We start from the raw sequence: 15,801 nt of genomic DNA on the forward strand, positions 1-15,801 counted from the left end.
AGCGTTTCGTCCAGTTCTTTGGCACGACTTCGCCGTCCCCAATGGAGGGACCGAAAAGAGGCCCTGGCCAGGGACATCTCCATACGCTGCCTAGCCGTGACCGAAATCTTCGTCGACGCGACCGGCCGGCGCCGGCGCCGGATGCGGCGGATCGCGTACGCCGTCGGCGCGACCTGCCTGATCTACACCGGCCTCGTCGGCACCAGCGTCGTCGGCGAGCCCGCCGGACCCGTTGCGCTCGAACCCTTTCCCGTGCGCACCGACCGGCCACCCGTGCGCCCGACGCCGGTGCCGACCCGGCCGTTCGCCGCGGTCCTGCCCGAACAGGACCTCCGCCGCAGTGCGCCGCGTCGCGTCAACCGGACCGCATCCGCGCCGGAGCGGGTAGCCGCGCGAGCCGTCCGGGTCGCCGTCGCCACGCGCAGCCCGGCGCCACGCTTGGAGTCGACGCCGACGCCCACGCCGAGTGGTACCACGACACCGCCGCCGCCGATACCGGTGCCGACAAGCCCGCCGGCGCCGCCCCAGCCGACGACACCGCCGCCGACTACCGAGGCGCCGGCAACCCCGATACCCATGGAGACGCCCGAACCGGAAGTGCCGCAGAGCCCGGAGCCCACGCCCTGATGCCCGTTTCGAAGCGGACGCTGCGCCCGCGCCGCATCGTGGTCGCCGCTCTGCTCCTCGTACTGGCCAGCGTGCTCTTCGTCGAGGCGTACGCCAATGCCCGGTTCACTCCGGACGCCAAGGGCGCCAATGGAGACGAGTCGAGCGAGACCGTCCCCGACAGCGTCAGCGCCGGCGGACCGATCATCAACGCCGCCGGCCAACGCCACGTCTCGTACCGCCTGCCGCCCAAGACGATCGCCCTCACCTTCGACGACGGGCCGGATCCATGGTGGACACCACGGATCCAGCGGGTGCTCGACAGGCACGGCGTCGACGCCACGTTCTTCGTGGTGGGCTCGCAGGTGGCCCGCCACCCGGATCTGGCGCGGCAGCTCGTCTCCAATGGACACGAGTTGGGCGTGCACACGTTCACCCACCCGCGGCTGCCAGCGCTCCCGCGGTGGCGCCGGCACACTGAGTACGCGCAGACTCAGCTCGCCATCGCCAACGCGGCCGGCGTGCGCACGTCCCTGCTGCGGTTCCCGTACTCGTCGCAGCCCTCCGCGATCGGCGACCGGGAGTGGGAGCTGGTACAGGAGGCGGGGCGGCTCGGGTACATCGTCGTCGTCAACGACCGCGACAGCCGGGACTGGGCCCGCCCCGGCGTACCGGCGATCCTCGCGAGCTCCACACCGGACGGTGGGCACGGTGCCGTGGTACTCATGCACGACGCCGGTGGCGACCGCGCGCAGACCGTAGCGGCGCTGGAGGAGTTCATCCCCCGCATGCGGGCGCGGGGGTACCGCTTCACCACGGTTTCGCAAGGGCTGAACCTCACGGTCGGCGCCCCGGTCATGGCCAAGAACCCGGTCGCCGACGCCAACGACCGGTGGCGTGGCGGCGCGCTGCTGTGGGCCGTACGCATCGCCGACGCGATCCTCTGGCTGCTCAAGGCGCTGTTCATCGCGGTCGGGCTGCTCGCGGTCGCGCGGACGCTGCTGCTGTTCGCGCTGGCGGGCCGGCACGCCAGGGAACGCCGGGCGCGGCGGTGGTCGTGGGGGTCACCGGTCACCGAGCCGGTGTCCGTGATCGTGCCCGCGTACAACGAGAAGGAGGGCATCGCCGCGGCGGTGCGGTCGCTGGCCGCGGGCGACCACCCCGAGATCGAGGTGGTCGTGGTCGACGACGGGTCCACCGACGGCACGGCCGATATCGCGGAAGGGCTCGGCCTGCCAAACGTGCGGGTGATCCGGAAACCCAACGGTGGCAAGGCGAGCGCGCTCAACACCGGGGTGGCCGCCGCCAGGCATGAGCTGATCGTGATGGTGGACGGCGACACGGTCTTCGAAACCGACTCGGTGCGGCGCCTGGTGCAGCCGTTCGCAGACCCGTCGGTGGGCGCGGTCGCCGGCAACGTCAAGGTGGGCAACCGGCACAGCCTCGTCGCGCGGTGGCAGCACATCGAGTACGTCATCGGCTTCAACCTCGACCGCCGGCTGTACGAGACGCTGCGCTGCATGCCGACGGTGCCCGGCGCGATCGGCGCGTTCCGCCGCGGCGCGCTCGAAGCCGCGGGCGGAATGACAGACGACACGCTCGCCGAGGACACCGACATCACCATGGCGCTGTGCCGCGCCGGCTGGCGGATCGTGTACGAGGACTCGGCGCGCGCCTGGACGGAGGCGCCGGCCACACTGGGCCAGTTGTGGAAACAGCGGTACCGGTGGAGCTACGGCACCATGCAGGCGATGTGGAAGCACCGGGGCGCGCTGCGCAGCCGCGGCCCGTTCCGGTACGGACTGCCGTTCCTGGCGCTCTTCGGCGTCGTACTGCCGCTCCTCGCGCCGGTCATCGACCTGCTCGCCATCTACGGGCTGTTCTTCTTCGACCGGAGCGCCACGGTGACCGCGTGGTCGGCGATGCTGGGACTCCAGTTCGTGACGGCGGCGGTGGCGTTCCGGCTCGATCGGGAGAGCCTGCGCCCGCTCGCGGTACTGCCACTCCAGCAGTTCGCGTACCGCCAGCTCATGTACCTGGTGCTGCTCCAGTCCGTGGCGACCGCGCTGACCGGCGCGCGACTGCGCTGGCACAAGCTGCACCGCACCGGCCAAGCGGCGGTGGCCCGCGATGGTTGAGTTTGCTGGCAGGACCGGCCGGGACAGGTACTTCGACCTGCTGCGGACGGCCGCGATCGTCCGCGTCGTGGCGTACCACATGTTTCCGGCCGCCTGGCTGAGCTTTGCGTTCCCGGCGATGGGCGTGATGTTCGGGCTGGGCGGCTCGCTGATGGCCGCGTCACTCGACCGGTCGGACGGCGCACCCGACCGGGTCGTCGCGGGACGGCTGCGCCGGCTGCTGCCCGCGGTGTGGGCGTTCGGCGCGATCATGGTGCCAGCGATGCTCTGGCACGGCTGGCCAGACCGTCCACAGTGGTCCGAGCTGCTGCTGTGGCTGCTGCCGCTGGCCGAGCCGCCGGGCACCGAATGGGCGCTGCCGGCCACCGAGGTGCTGTGGTACCTGGTGACCTACCTGTGGCTGGTGCTGCTGTCGCCGGTGCTGCTGTGGGCGTACCGGCGCTGGCCGCTGCGCACGGCCGTGCTGCCGCTCGTGGTTCTCGTCGTGGTGGCCGGCAGGGGTGACGTGCTCACCGACCTGGCCACGTACGCGACCTGCTGGATCGTGGGCTTCGCCCACCGCGACGGCGCGCTGCGCCGCCTCCCGCTGCCCTGGCTCGTCACGCTCGCCGCCGCCTGCCTGGCGGGCGGCGCCGGATGGGCGCTGGCGTACGGCCTCGACGCGCCGCTCGCCATCGCCCTGTACTCGCTGGGCTTCGTGCTCCCGCTGCTGCGCGCGGCTCCGCCGATGGGCTGGCTGGCGCGGGCGCGACCGCTGGATCGGCTCGTGTCGCTTGTCAACGCCCGCGCCGTCACCATCTACCTCTGGCACAACCCGGCGATCGCCGCTTGCTTCGTGGTCGGCGACGCCCTACACGCCTGGCTCCTGGGCGACGTGGGGTACCTGCTTGTCGCGCTCGGTTTGACGGTAGGCGCGGTGTCAGCACTGGGCTGGGTGGAGTCGCTGGCGTCGAAGGTCAGGCGCGTGCCAGGGTCCATGTGAGACCGCTGTCGTTGCCGGCGGGAGACAGCACGAGCGTGTCGCCCCGGCACTCGTACGCGCCCTTGCCGAGGAACGGCTGCACGTCGACGACGTTGCCGGTCTGGCCGACGCCGTCACCGACGTAGTCGCCAAGCCGCACGTTGTCGAACGGGCGCGCCTTCACCGGCGACGTCAGGTCGACGGTGACCCGCACTTCACCCCACTCGACGGGCGGGATCGGCTCCCAGGTGCCCTCCATCGTGCGGACTGTTCCGTTCGCCGTGCCGTCGTACCGGAACTGCCCGCGTATGGAGGGGCCGCCGGCGTTCAGGTCGAACGTGACCGGCTGCATGCCCGAGAAGTCGGCACGCACGGCACCATCACGCTGGATGTCGACGGCTACGCCGCTGCCGCCGGTCACCTCGGCGGTCGCTTCGCCCGACCCGGCGCTGCCGGTCGCACCCGTCGTGCGCCAGTTACCGGTGACGCATTCGGCGGCCTGCCCCGCTGCCGACCCGGAGGAGCTGGGGGTCGGGCTCGGGGAAGCGGTCGACCCTGTGCCGCCGGTGCCGGTCTCGCATCCGGTGACGGCCAGACCGAGGGCGACCAGCGTCATGACGGCCTTCGCTGGAGTACGCATCCTTCCTCGCTACCCGGCCCGGACGCGCCTGAAACCGGACGATCGACGCAACAGGGTCGGCGTACGCTGTCCCGATGCCAGACGCGCTCGTCCTGCCCGGCCGCCTGTACGGGCCGTACGCTCCGCTGTTGCAGTACCCCTCCGAGGCGCTGCGGGCCCGTGACGTGCGCGTTCACCCGCACTCCTGGCCGTCGGAGGTGCCGGAAGGGCTGCCCTACGACTTCGTACGCGCCCAGGTCGAGCCGCTGCTCGACGCGTTGCCGCCGCGCACGCTGGTGATCGGCAAGTCCCTGGGCACGCTCGCCGCACCCGTGGCGGCCGAGCGCGGCCTGCCCGCGATCTGGCTCACCCCGCTGCTGACCGAGGTGCGCGTCGTCGAGGCGCTGCGGGCCGCCACCGCGCCGTTCCTGCTGGTCGGCGGCAGTGGTGACCGCGTGTGGCAGAGCGACCTGGCCAAGGAGCTGACGCCGTACGTGCTGGAGGTCGACGGCGCCGATCACGGCATGATGCTTCCCGGCCCGCTGGCCGCCTCGGCCGCGGTACTCGGTTTCGTGGTGACCGCCGTGGAGCAGTTCCTCGACGGCGTGGTCTGGCGAGCGCGGGTCCCTCAGACCTGATCGCGCCAGGTGTGCTGGGGCTCGTAGCCGAGCACCCGGCGCGCCTTGTCGATCGACATCAACGTCTCGGTGCCGGTGAGCTCCCGGGTGACCGGCACACCGGGGAAGACCTCGGCGGCCAGCTCGGCGGACGGACGGCTCATCACCGAGTCGGCGTTGGCGATGATGAAGACGTCGACACCGGTCGCGTCGTGCTCCAGCGCCTTACGCACGGCCTGGGCGCCGTCCCGAGCGTCGATGTACGACCACAGGTTCCATTTGCGCAGGTTGGGGTCCTCGTCGAACGACGGGAAGGCCGCGTAGTCGGCGGGCTCCATGACGTTCGAGAAGCGCAGGCCGATCATCTTCAGCCGCGGGTCCCACCGGCAGAACTGCGCCGCCATCTGTTCTTCCAGGTGCTTGACCAGCGAGTACGTGGACTCGGGGCGAGCCGGGTACTCCTCGTCGAGCGGGATGTAGGGCGGGGGCGTGTCGAAGGGCAGCCCCAGCACGGTCTCGCTGGACGCCCACACCACGTTGGTGATGCCGGCCGCGCGGGCGGCGGCGAAGACGTTGTAGGTGGAGGTGGCGTTGTTGGCGAAGGTGGCCGAGTTCGTGGTGAGACCCGGCGCGGGGATCGCGGCGAGGTGCACCAACGCGTCGACCCCGCTGAACCGGTCGTCCACCATGGACAGTGCCTCGGCGGTCTGCCCGTAGTCGGTGAGGTCGACGCGGACGAACTGGCAGCGCGGCTCGCGTGGCGGCGCCGCGTCGACGTTGACCACGTCGTACCCGTGCGCCAGCAGCTCCTCGACCACGGCACGGCCAAGCTTGCCGCTCCCACCGGTCACCACAACACGCGTCATGACGCGCCTCCTCACTCCAGCTAGCTCCAGCCGAGAGCCGAGCGCCGTTGCCAGTATTCGGCGGGCGGCTCGGCGAGTCCACGCAGCAGATCGGGATCGAGTGCGACGCCGGCCGCGGCAAGGTTGCTGTCGAGCTGTGCCACGCTGCTCGCGCCCGACAGCACGATGTCGACCCACGGCTGCCGGAGCGCGGCGGCCAGCACCACCGCATCGGGCGCCGCGTCGACCTCGGCTCCTATTTCGGCGACCGCCGCCGGCGGGTCGACAGCCAGCCTGCCGTTGGCCAGCCCTTCCTTGACGATGACAAGGCAGCCGGCGTCGTGCGCCTCGGCGAGCGCGTCGCCCGCCGAGGGCTCCAGTGGGTTCCACGTCGCCTGGACCGCGCGGAACAGCGGCCGCCCATCGACCTTCACCCCGAGCGCCGCCCGGATCGCGTCGGCTTGGCGCGGCCCGCTGGTGGACAGGCCGATCCGGACGCCTTCGGCGCCGAGCTCAGCGAGACGCTGGTGCAGAGCGCCGTCGGTCAGTGCCGGGCTGTCGGGCGTGACCGAGTGGATCTGGTACAGGTCGAGCCACCTGCCGAGCAGCGCGCGCGTCTCGGCGAGCTGGCGCTCGAACGTGGCGACGCTGTGGTCCTTGACCTCGTGCACCTCGGCGTCCAGCTGCCAGTTCGCGGTGTACGTGTAGCCCCACTTGCTGCCCACCGTGACGTCCGTGACGTCCGGCCGGGTCGTCAGCCAGCCGCCGAGGAACTCCTCGGACCGGCCGTACGAGCGGGCCGCGTCGAGGTACCGCACGCCCCGGGCGTACGCGGCGTCGAGGACCTCGTGCGCCCGCGCCCGCATGGCCGCCACCGACCGGTCGGCGGGCAGGTCACGCCCCAGATTGATGTATGCCGGCCGGCCCAACGCGGCCAGCCCCAAGCCGATCTCCGCCATCGCGGGTCAGCATGGCACAGAGCCGCTCAGTCGTCGTCCACCTGGGTCAACGTCACGGTGTCGGGGGCGTAGCCGACCGCGGACAGGGTCACGACAATGAAGTCGTCGAACGCGTCGGCGTCGTTTCCGCTGTACATGGTGAACGGCCTCGGCGTGGCCCAGGTGTTCTGGTCGAAGGTGAGGATGACCGGCGGCGCGGCCCAGATGCCGGTGCCTCTCGCGCGCATGTCGATGCGCACCGTGCCGGCCGGCTGGTGGCTCAGCCGCACGGTGAAGGTGCCGCTGCGGCCCTCGGGCACGCTCACCGCGTCGGGCTCGACGACCACGGCCGGCGTCTTCTCGTCGGCCGCCTGTGCCGGAGTACCAGAAAACGTCGCGGCGCCAACCCCCGCGAATGCCCCCGCGAAAGCGATGGCCAAGAGGCGCTTTATTTTCATGTATTTAAATGTATTACGGTACGACGGTGACGGGCCAGCGGCCGGCCTTCACGAGGCGTATCGCGATCGAACCGGCAAACCGGTGCCCGGCCTGCATCGACGCCCCCACGATCACGCCGTCCGCGCTCACCTCCTCGGCGACCTTCACCAGCTCGGTGTAGGGATCGCCGGAGACCGCCCGGAACGTCGCCCGCAGCCCGACCTCGGCGGACCTCTCGTCCACCTGCCGCCGCAGGTCGTCGGCGATCTCGTCGTGCGCCTGGCGAACCACGGCCATCGCGGCGGGCGCCATGCCGACCAGCGGCGACGGGCGGGCGATGTAGACGACCACGAGGTGGGCGCCCTGCCTGCGGGCCAGCCCGGCGGCGTAGGCGCCGGCGCGCATCGACGTCGTCGAACCATCGACGCCGACCACCAGGTTCTTCGGTCCGTCGGTACCCAACTCGAACCGGTGCTCAGGCGAGATGCTCACGCTCTCAAGTATCGAGGCGTGGGGCACACCACTTCAAGATCCGCGCAAAAGAGGGCAGACTGGCCCGATGGCCCTGCTCCCGACCGGCCGCCACCAGGTCCACCTCGCCGTGGCCCTGGCCATCGTGGTGACCCTGTCGATGGGCCTTGTCCGGTGGCAGACCCGGCCCGATCCGGCCCGCCAGGTGGTGGCCACCGCGAGTTGCGCCGGGCGCCCGCTCGACACGCCGCGCCAGCTCCGCGGCATGTGGATCGCCACGGTCAGCAACATCGACTGGCCGAGCCGGCCCGGCCTCGACCAGGAGCAGGTCAAGTCCGAGTACCGCGGCTGGCTCGACCTGGCACAGCAGCGGGGGCACAACGCGGTCTTCGTCCAGGTACGCCCGAGTGGCGACGCCTTCTGGGAGTCCTCGTACGCGCCGTGGTCCCGGTGGCTGACCGGACGGACCGACGGGCTCAGCCCCGGCTGGGATCCGATGGAGTTCCTGGTCAGCGAGGCGCACGCGCGCAACCTGGAGTTCCATGCGTGGTTCAACCCGTACAAGGCCAGCCAGACGGGCAATCCAGCCGAACTGCCGGCGAGCCACCCGCTGCGGCAGCATCCGGAGTGGGCGGTCACCTTCCCGAAGGGCGGCAAGGGCAGCCGCCTCTACTACAACCCGGGCATCCCCGAGGCGCGCAAGTTCGTCGAAGACTCGATGCTGGAGGCGGTTGCCAAGTACGACGTCGACGGCGTCCACTTCGACGACTTCTTCTACCCGTACCCGGTCAAAGGGCAGGACTTCCCCGACGACGCGGCGTTCAAGCAGCACGGCGCCGGCTTCGCCACCAAGGCCGACTGGCGCCGCGACAACGTCAACAAGCTCGTGAAGGAGATGAACCAGCGGGTCAAGGAGCTGAAGCCGTGGGTGAAGTTCGGCATCAGCCCGTTCGGCATCTGGCGCAACCGCACCACCGACTCGCTCGGCTCCCCCACCCGTGGCCTGCAGAGCTACGACGCGATCTACGCGGACACCCGGCTCTGGGTCAAGGAGGAGTGGCTGGACTACATCGTCCCGCAGCTCTACTGGCACATCGGCTTCGACATCGCCGACTACGCGAAGCTGCTGCCGTGGTGGTCAGACGTGGTGAAGGACACCCGGGTGCAGCTCTACATCGGTCAGGCCGACTATCGGGTCGGGCAGAAGGGAGCCTGGTCCGACCCCGCTGAGCTGGACCGCCAACTCGCGCTCAACAGCAAGTACCCGGTCAGCGGCAGCATCCACTTCAGCGCCCGGCAGGTGCGCGCCGACCGGCTCGGTGCCGTCAGCCGGTACGCGACCGCGCACTACGCGCGGCCGGCCCTGGTGCCGGTGATGGGCCACATGCCTCCGAACCCCCCGGACGCGCCGGAGGTCACCGAGGCCAGCCGGGACGGCGCCAACGGGGTCACCCTCGCGTGGCGCGCCGGCGACGGTCCGCGGCCGGCCGGTTACGCGGTATTCAAGGTGGACGGTGAAACCGCGCGCTTGGTGGCGACCACCCGCGGCACGACCTGGGTCGATCGAACTGTTGGCACCCCCGGTGCGTACAGCTATTGCGTAGCCGCCTTGGACCGGCTCTGGAACCTTGGCGGCTCCAGCGAAGTTGACGTGGCAGGGTGAGGAGACATTACCGAAAGTCGTTGTCTGGTAACACTTTTGGCTGGTCAGAGCAGTGTCGAGCAGGCCCGTTGATCCGGTAAGCTTTCCGGCGGTCTCCGCTCGGCGGCGCCCCCACGGCGCCGGCGGTGATCGTCGCCTAATCACCCGCGAGGGTGAGCCGGGGAACCAGAGTTCCACTGGGGTGAATCCGCGCGAGCGGTAGGGATCACTTCCATCCCGAACCCGTCAGCTAACTCGGTAGGCGGCCGATGGAAGGAACATGCATGACGGCATCCGTACGCCGCCAGCGCTGGACGCTGGGCGTCGCACTGATCGCTGCCGTGGTCGCCATCATCGGCGTGGTCGGCCCCGGCTCCGCGGCTTCCGCCGCGCCAGTCGGCCTGGCGCCGACCCCGACGACACCCGGCGACGAGGGTGGCACCCCGCTCATCCGCGACGTGATAGCCAAGGCCAGCCAGGGCTACGCCGACGCGAAGCAGGCGGTCGACAAGTCCCAGAAGCGGCAGCTCCAACTCCAGCTCGAGCTCACCAAGGCCGAGACGAAGATCAAGGAGATGGAGCCCGAGGTCGCGGCCATCGCGAACGCCTCGTACCGCAGCGGCCGGATCAGCGCCGTCTCGATGCTTCTCAACAGCTCGTCACCAGACGCGTTCCTGGACCGCTCGATGACGCTCGACCTGCTCGCGCAGCGCGACAACGCGAAGATCGCCATCCTCCGGGAGGCGCACGACCAGGCCAAGCGGGCCAACGACGCGATCGACGCCGAGCTGGCCGAACAGCAGAAGCAGATGAGCATCATGGCCAAGCAGAAGAAGGACGCGGAGATCGCACTCAAGCAGGTCGGTGGCCAGGCCACCGGCGGTTTCGTGGTCGCGTCCTCGCCGAAGGCCAATCCGGCGCCGCGCAACAACGACGGCGGGTTCTCGGGGCAGAGCTGCAACACCAAGGACCCGACCAACCCCGGCAGCGGCTGCATCACGGCCCGGACGCTGCACATGTACAACGAGACGCGCCGGCTGGTTCCCGGTGCCAAGGAACGGTTCGTGAACTGCTACCGGTCCGGTGGCCCGTACGAGCACCCGAAGGGCCGGGCGTGTGACTGGTCCTCGGCGCGCGGCGGGTTCGCCGGCGACGCCAGCGGTGCCGACAAGACGTACGGCAACAACCTCGCCGCCTTCTACGTGCGCAACGCCGACCGCCTCGGCATCATGTACGTGATCTGGTACCGGCAGTTCTGGTCACCGGCGACCGGTTGGAAGTACTACAGCGGTGCCGGCGGCGACCCGTCCAGCGACCACACCAACCACGTACACGTGTCGATGCTGTAGCCCCTCCAAGCGTGATCAGGGCGTCCCTGAAGTCGTTCTAACGACTTGAGGGACGCCCTGATCACGTAAAAGGGTTTAGGACGTCTTTTCGGGCATCCGGCGTGCCGGTGCGCGGCCCCAGGGCTGCCGGGGCGACGGACCCACGGGCGGCAGCGGCGGCACCGACATGATGACCGGCTTGTCCGCTGTGACCGTGATGGCCTCGCCGTGGTGCAGCAGCTCCAGCTCGGCGCCGTCGTGGCCGTCGCGCAGCGAGTACGTCACCTCGTCGCGGTCGACGTCGACCCGGACCCGCAGGCCCCGCCACAGCAGCGAGAACTCCAGCTTGCTGATCCGGCTCGGCAGCCGCGGCGCGAACGACAGCGCGCCACCGTGGTCACGCATTCCGCCCAGTCCACAGACCACCGCGATCCACGCACCGGCGAGCGCTGCCATGTGCAGCCCTTCCCGGGTGTTGTTGTGGATGTCGTGCAGGTCCATCAGCGCGGCTTCGCCCAGGTAGTCGTGGGCGAGCTCCATGTGGCCGACCTCGGCCGCCAGTACCGCTTGCGTGCAGACCGACAGGGACGAGTCCCGCACGGTGCGCGCCTCGTAGTAGGCGAAGTTTCGCGCCTTCTGCTCCGGCGTGAACGCGTCGCCCCGCCAGTGCATGGCGAGCACGAGGTCGGACTGCTTGAGCACCTGCTTGCGGTATAGGTCGAAGTACGGGTAGTTGAGCAGCAGCGGGTACGCGGTCGGCGGAGTCGCGGCGAAGTCCCACTCCTGCAGCCGGGTGAACCCCTCGCACTGCTGGTGAACGCCCAGCTCCTCGTCGTACGGGATGTGCATGGCCGCGGCGGCGTCGCGCCACGACGCGGACTCTTCCTCGTCGACGCCCAGCCGACGGGCCTGGTCGGGGTGGCGCACGGCAGCGTCCGCCGCACCCAGCAAGTTCCACCGGGCCATCAGGTTCGTGTACACGTTGTCGTTGACCACGGCCGTGTACTCGTCAGGGCCGGTGACGCCGTCGATGTGGAAGATCCCGTGCCGGTCATGGTGTCCCAGTGAACGCCACAGCCGGGCGGTGTCGACGAGGATCTCCAGCCCGACCTCGCGCTCGAAGTCGTAGTCACCGGTCGCCGTCACGTACCGGATCACCGCGTCGGCGATGTCGGCACCGATGTGGAACCCGGCCGTGCCCGCTGGCCAGTACCCGGAGCACTCGTGACCGCGCACGGTGCGCCAGGGGAAGGCGGCGCCCTTGAGCCCGAGCGTGCGGGCACGCTCCCGGGCGAGGTCGAGAGTGGCGTGGCGCCACCGCAGGCCGTGCTTGACCGCCTCGGGCTGCGTGTACGTCAGTACCGGCAGCACGAACGTCTCGGTGTCCCAGAAGACGTGGCCGTCGTACCCGGGCCCGGTCAGGCCCTTGGCCGCGATCGGCCGCTGCTCCGCGCGGGCGCCGGCCTGTAGCACGTGGAAGAGGCCGAACCGGACCGCCTGCTGGACCTCGGGGTCGCCCTCCAGCCGCACGTCGGCGGCGTCCCAGAAGGCGTCGAGGAACTTGCGCTGCTCGCGACGCAGGCCGTCCCAGCCGGAGAAGCGTGCGCTGGCGATCGCGGCGCCGACCTGGTCGCGCAGCGCCGGCAGCGAGCGCCGGCTCGACCAGCCGTACGCCAGCAGCTTGACCACCCGCAGCTTCTCGCCGGGCTGGAGCAGGCAGGCAACGGTGGTGCGGGCCCAGTCCGGGTACGCCTCCGTGCTGACCGACACCTTTTCGGCGCCGTCGACCACGTGGTCCATGGCCGCGGCCATGCGCAGGCCGCTCTTCTTGGTGCGGTGGATCAGCAGCCCGCTCGAGCCGTTCGAGAGGTGCTCCTCGGCCTTGAGCGGGGCCTTGAGCACCGCGGCGACCCGTGGGTCCTTCCGGGTGGCCGGCAACTCCTCGTTGGCCACGAGCTCGGACTGAAGGATCAGCCGCAAGGGCTTGTCGTCGGCCGCCTCGACCTCGTAGCAGATCGCCGCGATCGCCCGCTGGGTGAACGACACCAGGCGCGTGCTGTGCACCCGCACGGCCCGGCCGGCCGGTGACACCCACTCGACCGTGCGGTCGAGGGTGCCCGCCTGCATGTCGAGCACCCGCTGATGCGTGCGAACCTCGCCGTATCGCAGATCGAAGGGCTCGTCGTCGACCAGCAGGCGGATCAGCTTGCCGTTGGTCACGTTCACAACGGTCTGGCCGGACTCCGGGAAGCCGTAACCGGCCTCGGCGTACGGCAGCGGTCGCAGCTCGTAGAACGAGTTCAGATATGTGCCCGGCAGACCGTGCGGCTCGCCCTCGTCAAGGTTGCCGCGCAGTCCAATGTGCCCGTTGGACAGCGCGAAAACCGATTCAGATTGGGCAAGCACATCGAGGTCGAGCCGGGTCTCCCGGACATGCCATGGCTCGACCGGGTAGGCCCGCTCACGGATCATGAAGTCTCCAGCAACTCACTGAGGTCGCGCACGACGACGTGGGCGCCGTGCTTGTAAAGATCATCGGCCTGGCCGACGCGATCGACACCGATGACATGACCGAAGCCGCCGGCGCGTCCGGCCTCGACTCCAGCCAGTGCATCCTCGAATACGGCCGCTGCCGTGGGCGCGACGCCGAGCAGCTTAGCCGCGTCGAGGAACGTATCGGGGTACGGCTTGCCGCGCAGGTTGTCGCGTCGGGCGACGATGCCATCGACGACGACCTCGATCTCGTCAATGAGACCCGTAACCGTGAGGATATCGCGGCAATTGGCGCTTGCCGAGACCACAGCGCGACGCAATCCCGCGGTGCGAACGGCTTTCAGGTATGCCACCGAGCCCTCGTACACCTGGACACCGTCTTCGCGGATCCGGCGCAGCAGAATGACGTTCTTCCGGTTGCCGACGCCGTTGACGGTCTCCGCCTCGGGCGGGTCGTCGGGCGTGCCTTCCGGCAGGACGATGCCTCGGGAGGCGAGGAACGTGCGCACACCGTCGGCGCGCGGGCGACCGTCTACATACCGGTTGTAATCACTGCCGGAGTCGAACGGCACGAACGGCTCTCCGGTCTCGACTGAGCGAGCACTCAGGAAAGCGTCGAAGGTCTCCTTCCACGCGGAGTTATGAACCTTTGCGGTCTGCGTCAGCACACCGTCCAGATCGAAAAGACAGGCGGTAACGCCTTCGGGGAGGCCCAGCACAACGGAGAGAGTAACCGCTCCGCCCCCGCCGAAACCGCCACCGTGTGCGGCTCGCCGCAATTACCGTCCGTGATGGTGGCTCGAACCGATCGGCGGCCGTCCGGCAGACTCCCCCGGCTCCACCACCACGAACTGCCCCATCATTCCGGCGTCTTCGTGGGTGAGCAGGTGGCAGTGGAACATATACGGCATATCCGGATCAGCATAATCCGCAAATCGGGCGATAATCCGTACCGTGCTCCCCTGCTTCAGAAACACCGTGTCCTGCCACCCCATCAGATCGGGCGCCGGCGGCTGCCCGCCGACCGACAGCACCTGAAACTGCACATCGTGGACGTGGAAGCTGTGCGGGGTCCCATCCAGCTTGGTCAGTTCCCAGATCTCGGTGGTGCCCTTCGTGACCACCGCGTCGATCCGGTTCATGTCCATCTTCTGGTCGTTGATGCTTCGCCCGGCGAGCCGGAACTGCCGGGTCTCCACGGCATCCGCCTCGTCGAGCGGCTCGAACGGCGCCAGCTTCGCCGGCACATCCGCCGAGGGGTCCAGGTCGTCGGCGGCACGCAATTCGAGTACATCGAGCGTGTCGCCGCCACCAGTGAACCGCCGGTTGAAGAAGTCGGTGCCCTGGTCCTCCGGGAAGCTGCGCAGCGTCACCCGCTCGCCGGGCCGCATCGCGACCACGATCTCCGCCCGGTCGCCCGGCGACAGCATGACCCGATCGGTGGCGACGGGCGCCGGCAGCAGGCCGCCGTCGGTGCCGATCATCGCGAACTCACGGCCATCGGCCATTCCAAACGTGTACGTGCGAGCGTTGGAGCCGTTGAGCAGCCGCAGCCGTACCCGCTCCGAGCGCACGTCGTGGTACGGCGCCACGGTGCCGTTGACCAGTATCGTGTCGCCGAGGATGCCGACGCCGCCCAGGCTCTCGCCCTCTTCGAACTGGCCGCCGCCGTCAAACTTGCGATCCTGCACGATGACGGGCACATCGTCGACGCCGTACCGGTTGGGCAGCCTCGCGTTGCTGGCATTGTCGTCGTCCACGATGAACATGCCGGCAAGTCCCCGGTAAACATGCTTAGCGGTCTGCCCATGCGGATGCGGGTGGTACCAGAGCGAGGCGGCCGGCTGATCCACCGTCCAGGTGGGCGACCACGTCGCGCCCGGCCGGACCGGCTGATGCGGTCCACCGTCCATGACGGCCGGCAGGTGCATGCCATGCCAGTGCACACTGGTCTCTTCGTCGAGGCCGTTGACGACGTTGACGAGTACTTTTTCGCCGCGTTTGGCCCGAAGGGTCGGGCCGAGATAATCCCCGTTGAAGCCCCACGTGCGGGTGCGACCGCCGGCACCGAAATCACGGCTGCCCTCCTGCGCCCGCAGGTCGAAGACCCGCCGCCCCTTTTCATCGAGCCGCGACTCGGCCAGCAGCGGTATCGCCAACCTGTTCACAAAGTCGATCTCGCCCGCGGTGTCGACCTTCGCGCGGCTCCACGCCCAGCCACCGAGCGCCGCCCCGCCTCCACAGCAGGCCAGGAGCACCAGGGCCAGGCTCACCAGTACGACCGTCCACCGCCGCCGCCTCACGAACGCCTCCTCGATAGGTCCGCCTTCTACATGTAGCTTCCCTACCTATAAGCGTCCGCGTCCACCCCCAGCCTCAAACCTCAGGGTCGTTTCAGGGCCACCCCACCCCGCTCCCCCCAACAACTTCACCGCGCAGGCTTAGCGGCCCGCCGCACGCACGCCGCGGGCCCCCGCACGCGCGCCGCAGCCCCTCGCACGCACGTCACGCCCCCCGCACACGCGTCACGGGCGTCGCGGCCCGCCGCGCGGCCCGCCGCGCGGCCCGCGCCGCGCGCCGCGCGGCCCCTCTCGCGCGTCGATCAAGGGCAAATGCACGGCTCTCCTGTCTGATGTGTGGGTCAGGTGGGAGAGTTGCGGCCGGGTAGTGGGGTTTGGTAGCCGCCGAGGTGTAGGCGGGTGAGG

General features: G+C 69.9%; 14 protein-coding genes and 1 riboswitch. Of the genes, 6 read left to right on the forward strand and 8 right to left on the reverse strand.

Annotated elements, in window-relative coordinates; translation table 11 throughout:
• The first annotated feature begins 96 nt into the window (after positions 1–96).
• From QMG73_RS18070 to QMG73_RS18080, 3 genes are read left to right on the forward strand one after another with little or no spacing between them, the layout of a single operon-like run.
• Complete coding sequence (locus tag QMG73_RS18070) at positions 97–627, forward strand: hypothetical protein (protein ID WP_281897066.1); 531 nt, start codon at positions 97–99, stop codon at positions 625–627.
• Entirely contained in the window at positions 627–2,744 is a 2,118-nt protein-coding gene (locus tag QMG73_RS18075; protein ID WP_281897068.1) for a bifunctional polysaccharide deacetylase/glycosyltransferase family 2 protein, read from the forward strand. The genes QMG73_RS18070 and QMG73_RS18075 overlap by 1 nt, the downstream gene beginning before the upstream one ends.
• On the forward strand, positions 2,737–3,726 hold the full coding sequence (locus tag QMG73_RS18080) for an acyltransferase family protein (protein ID WP_281897071.1): 990 nt from the start codon (positions 2,737–2,739) through the stop codon (positions 3,724–3,726). Before QMG73_RS18075 ends, QMG73_RS18080 begins: the two co-directional genes overlap by 8 nt.
• Here QMG73_RS18080 and QMG73_RS18085 read toward each other — a convergent pair.
• On the reverse strand, positions 3,701–4,345 hold the full coding sequence (locus QMG73_RS18085) for a hypothetical protein (protein ID WP_281897073.1): 645 nt from the start codon (positions 4,343–4,345) through the stop codon (positions 3,701–3,703). The two genes, QMG73_RS18080 and QMG73_RS18085, sit on opposite strands and share 26 nt — an antisense overlap.
• A 74-nt stretch (positions 4,346–4,419) precedes the next feature.
• Here QMG73_RS18085 and QMG73_RS18090 point away from each other — a divergent pair, with 74 nt between their 5' ends.
• Positions 4,420–4,962: an alpha/beta fold hydrolase gene (locus QMG73_RS18090; RefSeq protein ID WP_281897075.1), complete on the forward strand. Its 543-nt coding sequence runs from the start codon at positions 4,420–4,422 to the stop codon at positions 4,960–4,962.
• Here the strand turns inward: QMG73_RS18090 and QMG73_RS18095 are convergent.
• From QMG73_RS18095 to QMG73_RS18110, 4 genes are read right to left on the reverse strand one after another with little or no spacing between them, the layout of a single operon-like run.
• Complete coding sequence (locus tag QMG73_RS18095; RefSeq protein WP_281897077.1) at positions 4,953–5,807, reverse strand: NAD-dependent epimerase/dehydratase family protein; 855 nt, start codon at positions 5,805–5,807, stop codon at positions 4,953–4,955. The genes QMG73_RS18090 and QMG73_RS18095 overlap by 10 nt on opposite strands.
• 20 nt (positions 5,808–5,827) lie before the next feature.
• Complete coding sequence (locus QMG73_RS18100; RefSeq protein ID WP_281897079.1) at positions 5,828–6,745, reverse strand: aldo/keto reductase; 918 nt, start codon at positions 6,743–6,745, stop codon at positions 5,828–5,830.
• Between the two features lie 26 nt (positions 6,746–6,771).
• Positions 6,772–7,182, reverse strand: coding sequence for a hypothetical protein (locus tag QMG73_RS18105; RefSeq protein WP_281897081.1), 411 nt, complete (start codon positions 7,180–7,182; stop codon positions 6,772–6,774).
• Between the two features lie 13 nt (positions 7,183–7,195).
• Positions 7,196–7,654 carry a universal stress protein gene (locus QMG73_RS18110; protein ID WP_281897083.1) on the reverse strand — a complete coding sequence of 153 codons (459 nt, stop codon included), beginning with the start codon at positions 7,652–7,654 and terminating at the stop codon, positions 7,196–7,198.
• Between the two features lie 67 nt (positions 7,655–7,721).
• On the opposite strand from QMG73_RS18110, the gene QMG73_RS18115 reads away from it, so the two are divergent.
• Both QMG73_RS18115 and QMG73_RS18120 read left to right on the forward strand, forming a co-directional pair.
• On the forward strand, positions 7,722–9,296 hold the full coding sequence (locus QMG73_RS18115) for a glycoside hydrolase family 10 protein (RefSeq protein ID WP_281897084.1): 1,575 nt from the start codon (positions 7,722–7,724) through the stop codon (positions 9,294–9,296).
• Between the two features lie 123 nt (positions 9,297–9,419).
• A riboswitch (cyclic di-AMP (ydaO/yuaA leader) is annotated at positions 9,420–9,556 on the forward strand.
• A 3-nt stretch (positions 9,557–9,559) separates the two neighbouring features.
• Complete coding sequence (locus QMG73_RS18120) at positions 9,560–10,624, forward strand: coiled-coil domain-containing protein (protein WP_281897086.1); 1,065 nt, start codon at positions 9,560–9,562, stop codon at positions 10,622–10,624.
• Between the two features lie 75 nt (positions 10,625–10,699).
• Here the strand turns inward: QMG73_RS18120 and QMG73_RS18125 are convergent, their stop codons facing one another.
• Genes QMG73_RS18125 through QMG73_RS18135 form a run of 3 tightly spaced genes read right to left on the reverse strand, consistent with a single transcriptional unit; the run spans position 10,700 to position 15,399 of the window.
• Entirely contained in the window at positions 10,700–13,075 is a 2,376-nt protein-coding gene (locus tag QMG73_RS18125) for a glycoside hydrolase family 65 protein (protein ID WP_281897088.1), read from the reverse strand.
• Positions 13,072–13,815 carry an HAD family hydrolase gene (locus QMG73_RS18130; protein ID WP_281897090.1) on the reverse strand — a complete coding sequence of 248 codons (744 nt, stop codon included), beginning with the start codon at positions 13,813–13,815 and terminating at the stop codon, positions 13,072–13,074. Before QMG73_RS18130 ends, QMG73_RS18125 begins: the two co-directional genes overlap by 4 nt.
• Before the next feature lie 60 nt (positions 13,816–13,875).
• Complete coding sequence (locus tag QMG73_RS18135; RefSeq protein ID WP_281897092.1) at positions 13,876–15,399, reverse strand: multicopper oxidase family protein; 1,524 nt, start codon at positions 15,397–15,399, stop codon at positions 13,876–13,878.
• Positions 15,400–15,801 lie beyond the last annotated feature (402 nt).

Origin of the sequence: Phytohabitans aurantiacus, from assembly GCF_027923225.1 — a bacterium.
GTDB lineage: Bacteria > Actinomycetota > Actinomycetes > Mycobacteriales > Micromonosporaceae > Phytohabitans > Phytohabitans aurantiacus.

What these genes read in the sequence shown, in the direction of transcription:
- QMG73_RS18095 (WP_281897077.1), bottom strand. Translation starts at nt 5,807, where the DNA reads ATGACGCGTGTTGTGGTGACCGGTGGGAGCGGCAAGCTTGGCCGTGCC.
- QMG73_RS18090 (WP_281897075.1), top strand. Translation starts at nt 4,420, where the DNA reads ATGCCAGACGCGCTCGTCCTGCCCGGCCGCCTGTACGGGCCGTACGCT.
- QMG73_RS18125 (WP_281897088.1), bottom strand. Translation starts at nt 13,075, where the DNA reads ATGATCCGTGAGCGGGCCTACCCGGTCGAGCCATGGCATGTCCGGGAG.
- QMG73_RS18075 (WP_281897068.1), top strand. Translation starts at nt 627, where the DNA reads ATGCCCGTTTCGAAGCGGACGCTGCGCCCGCGCCGCATCGTGGTCGCC.
- QMG73_RS18105 (WP_281897081.1), bottom strand. Translation starts at nt 7,182, where the DNA reads ATGAAAATAAAGCGCCTCTTGGCCATCGCTTTCGCGGGGGCATTCGCG.
- QMG73_RS18080 (WP_281897071.1), top strand. Translation starts at nt 2,737, where the DNA reads ATGGTTGAGTTTGCTGGCAGGACCGGCCGGGACAGGTACTTCGACCTG.
- QMG73_RS18100 (WP_281897079.1), bottom strand. Translation starts at nt 6,745, where the DNA reads ATGGCGGAGATCGGCTTGGGGCTGGCCGCGTTGGGCCGGCCGGCATAC.
- QMG73_RS18115 (WP_281897084.1), top strand. Translation starts at nt 7,722, where the DNA reads ATGGCCCTGCTCCCGACCGGCCGCCACCAGGTCCACCTCGCCGTGGCC.
- QMG73_RS18120 (WP_281897086.1), top strand. Translation starts at nt 9,560, where the DNA reads ATGACGGCATCCGTACGCCGCCAGCGCTGGACGCTGGGCGTCGCACTG.
- QMG73_RS18085 (WP_281897073.1), bottom strand. Translation starts at nt 4,345, where the DNA reads ATGCGTACTCCAGCGAAGGCCGTCATGACGCTGGTCGCCCTCGGTCTG.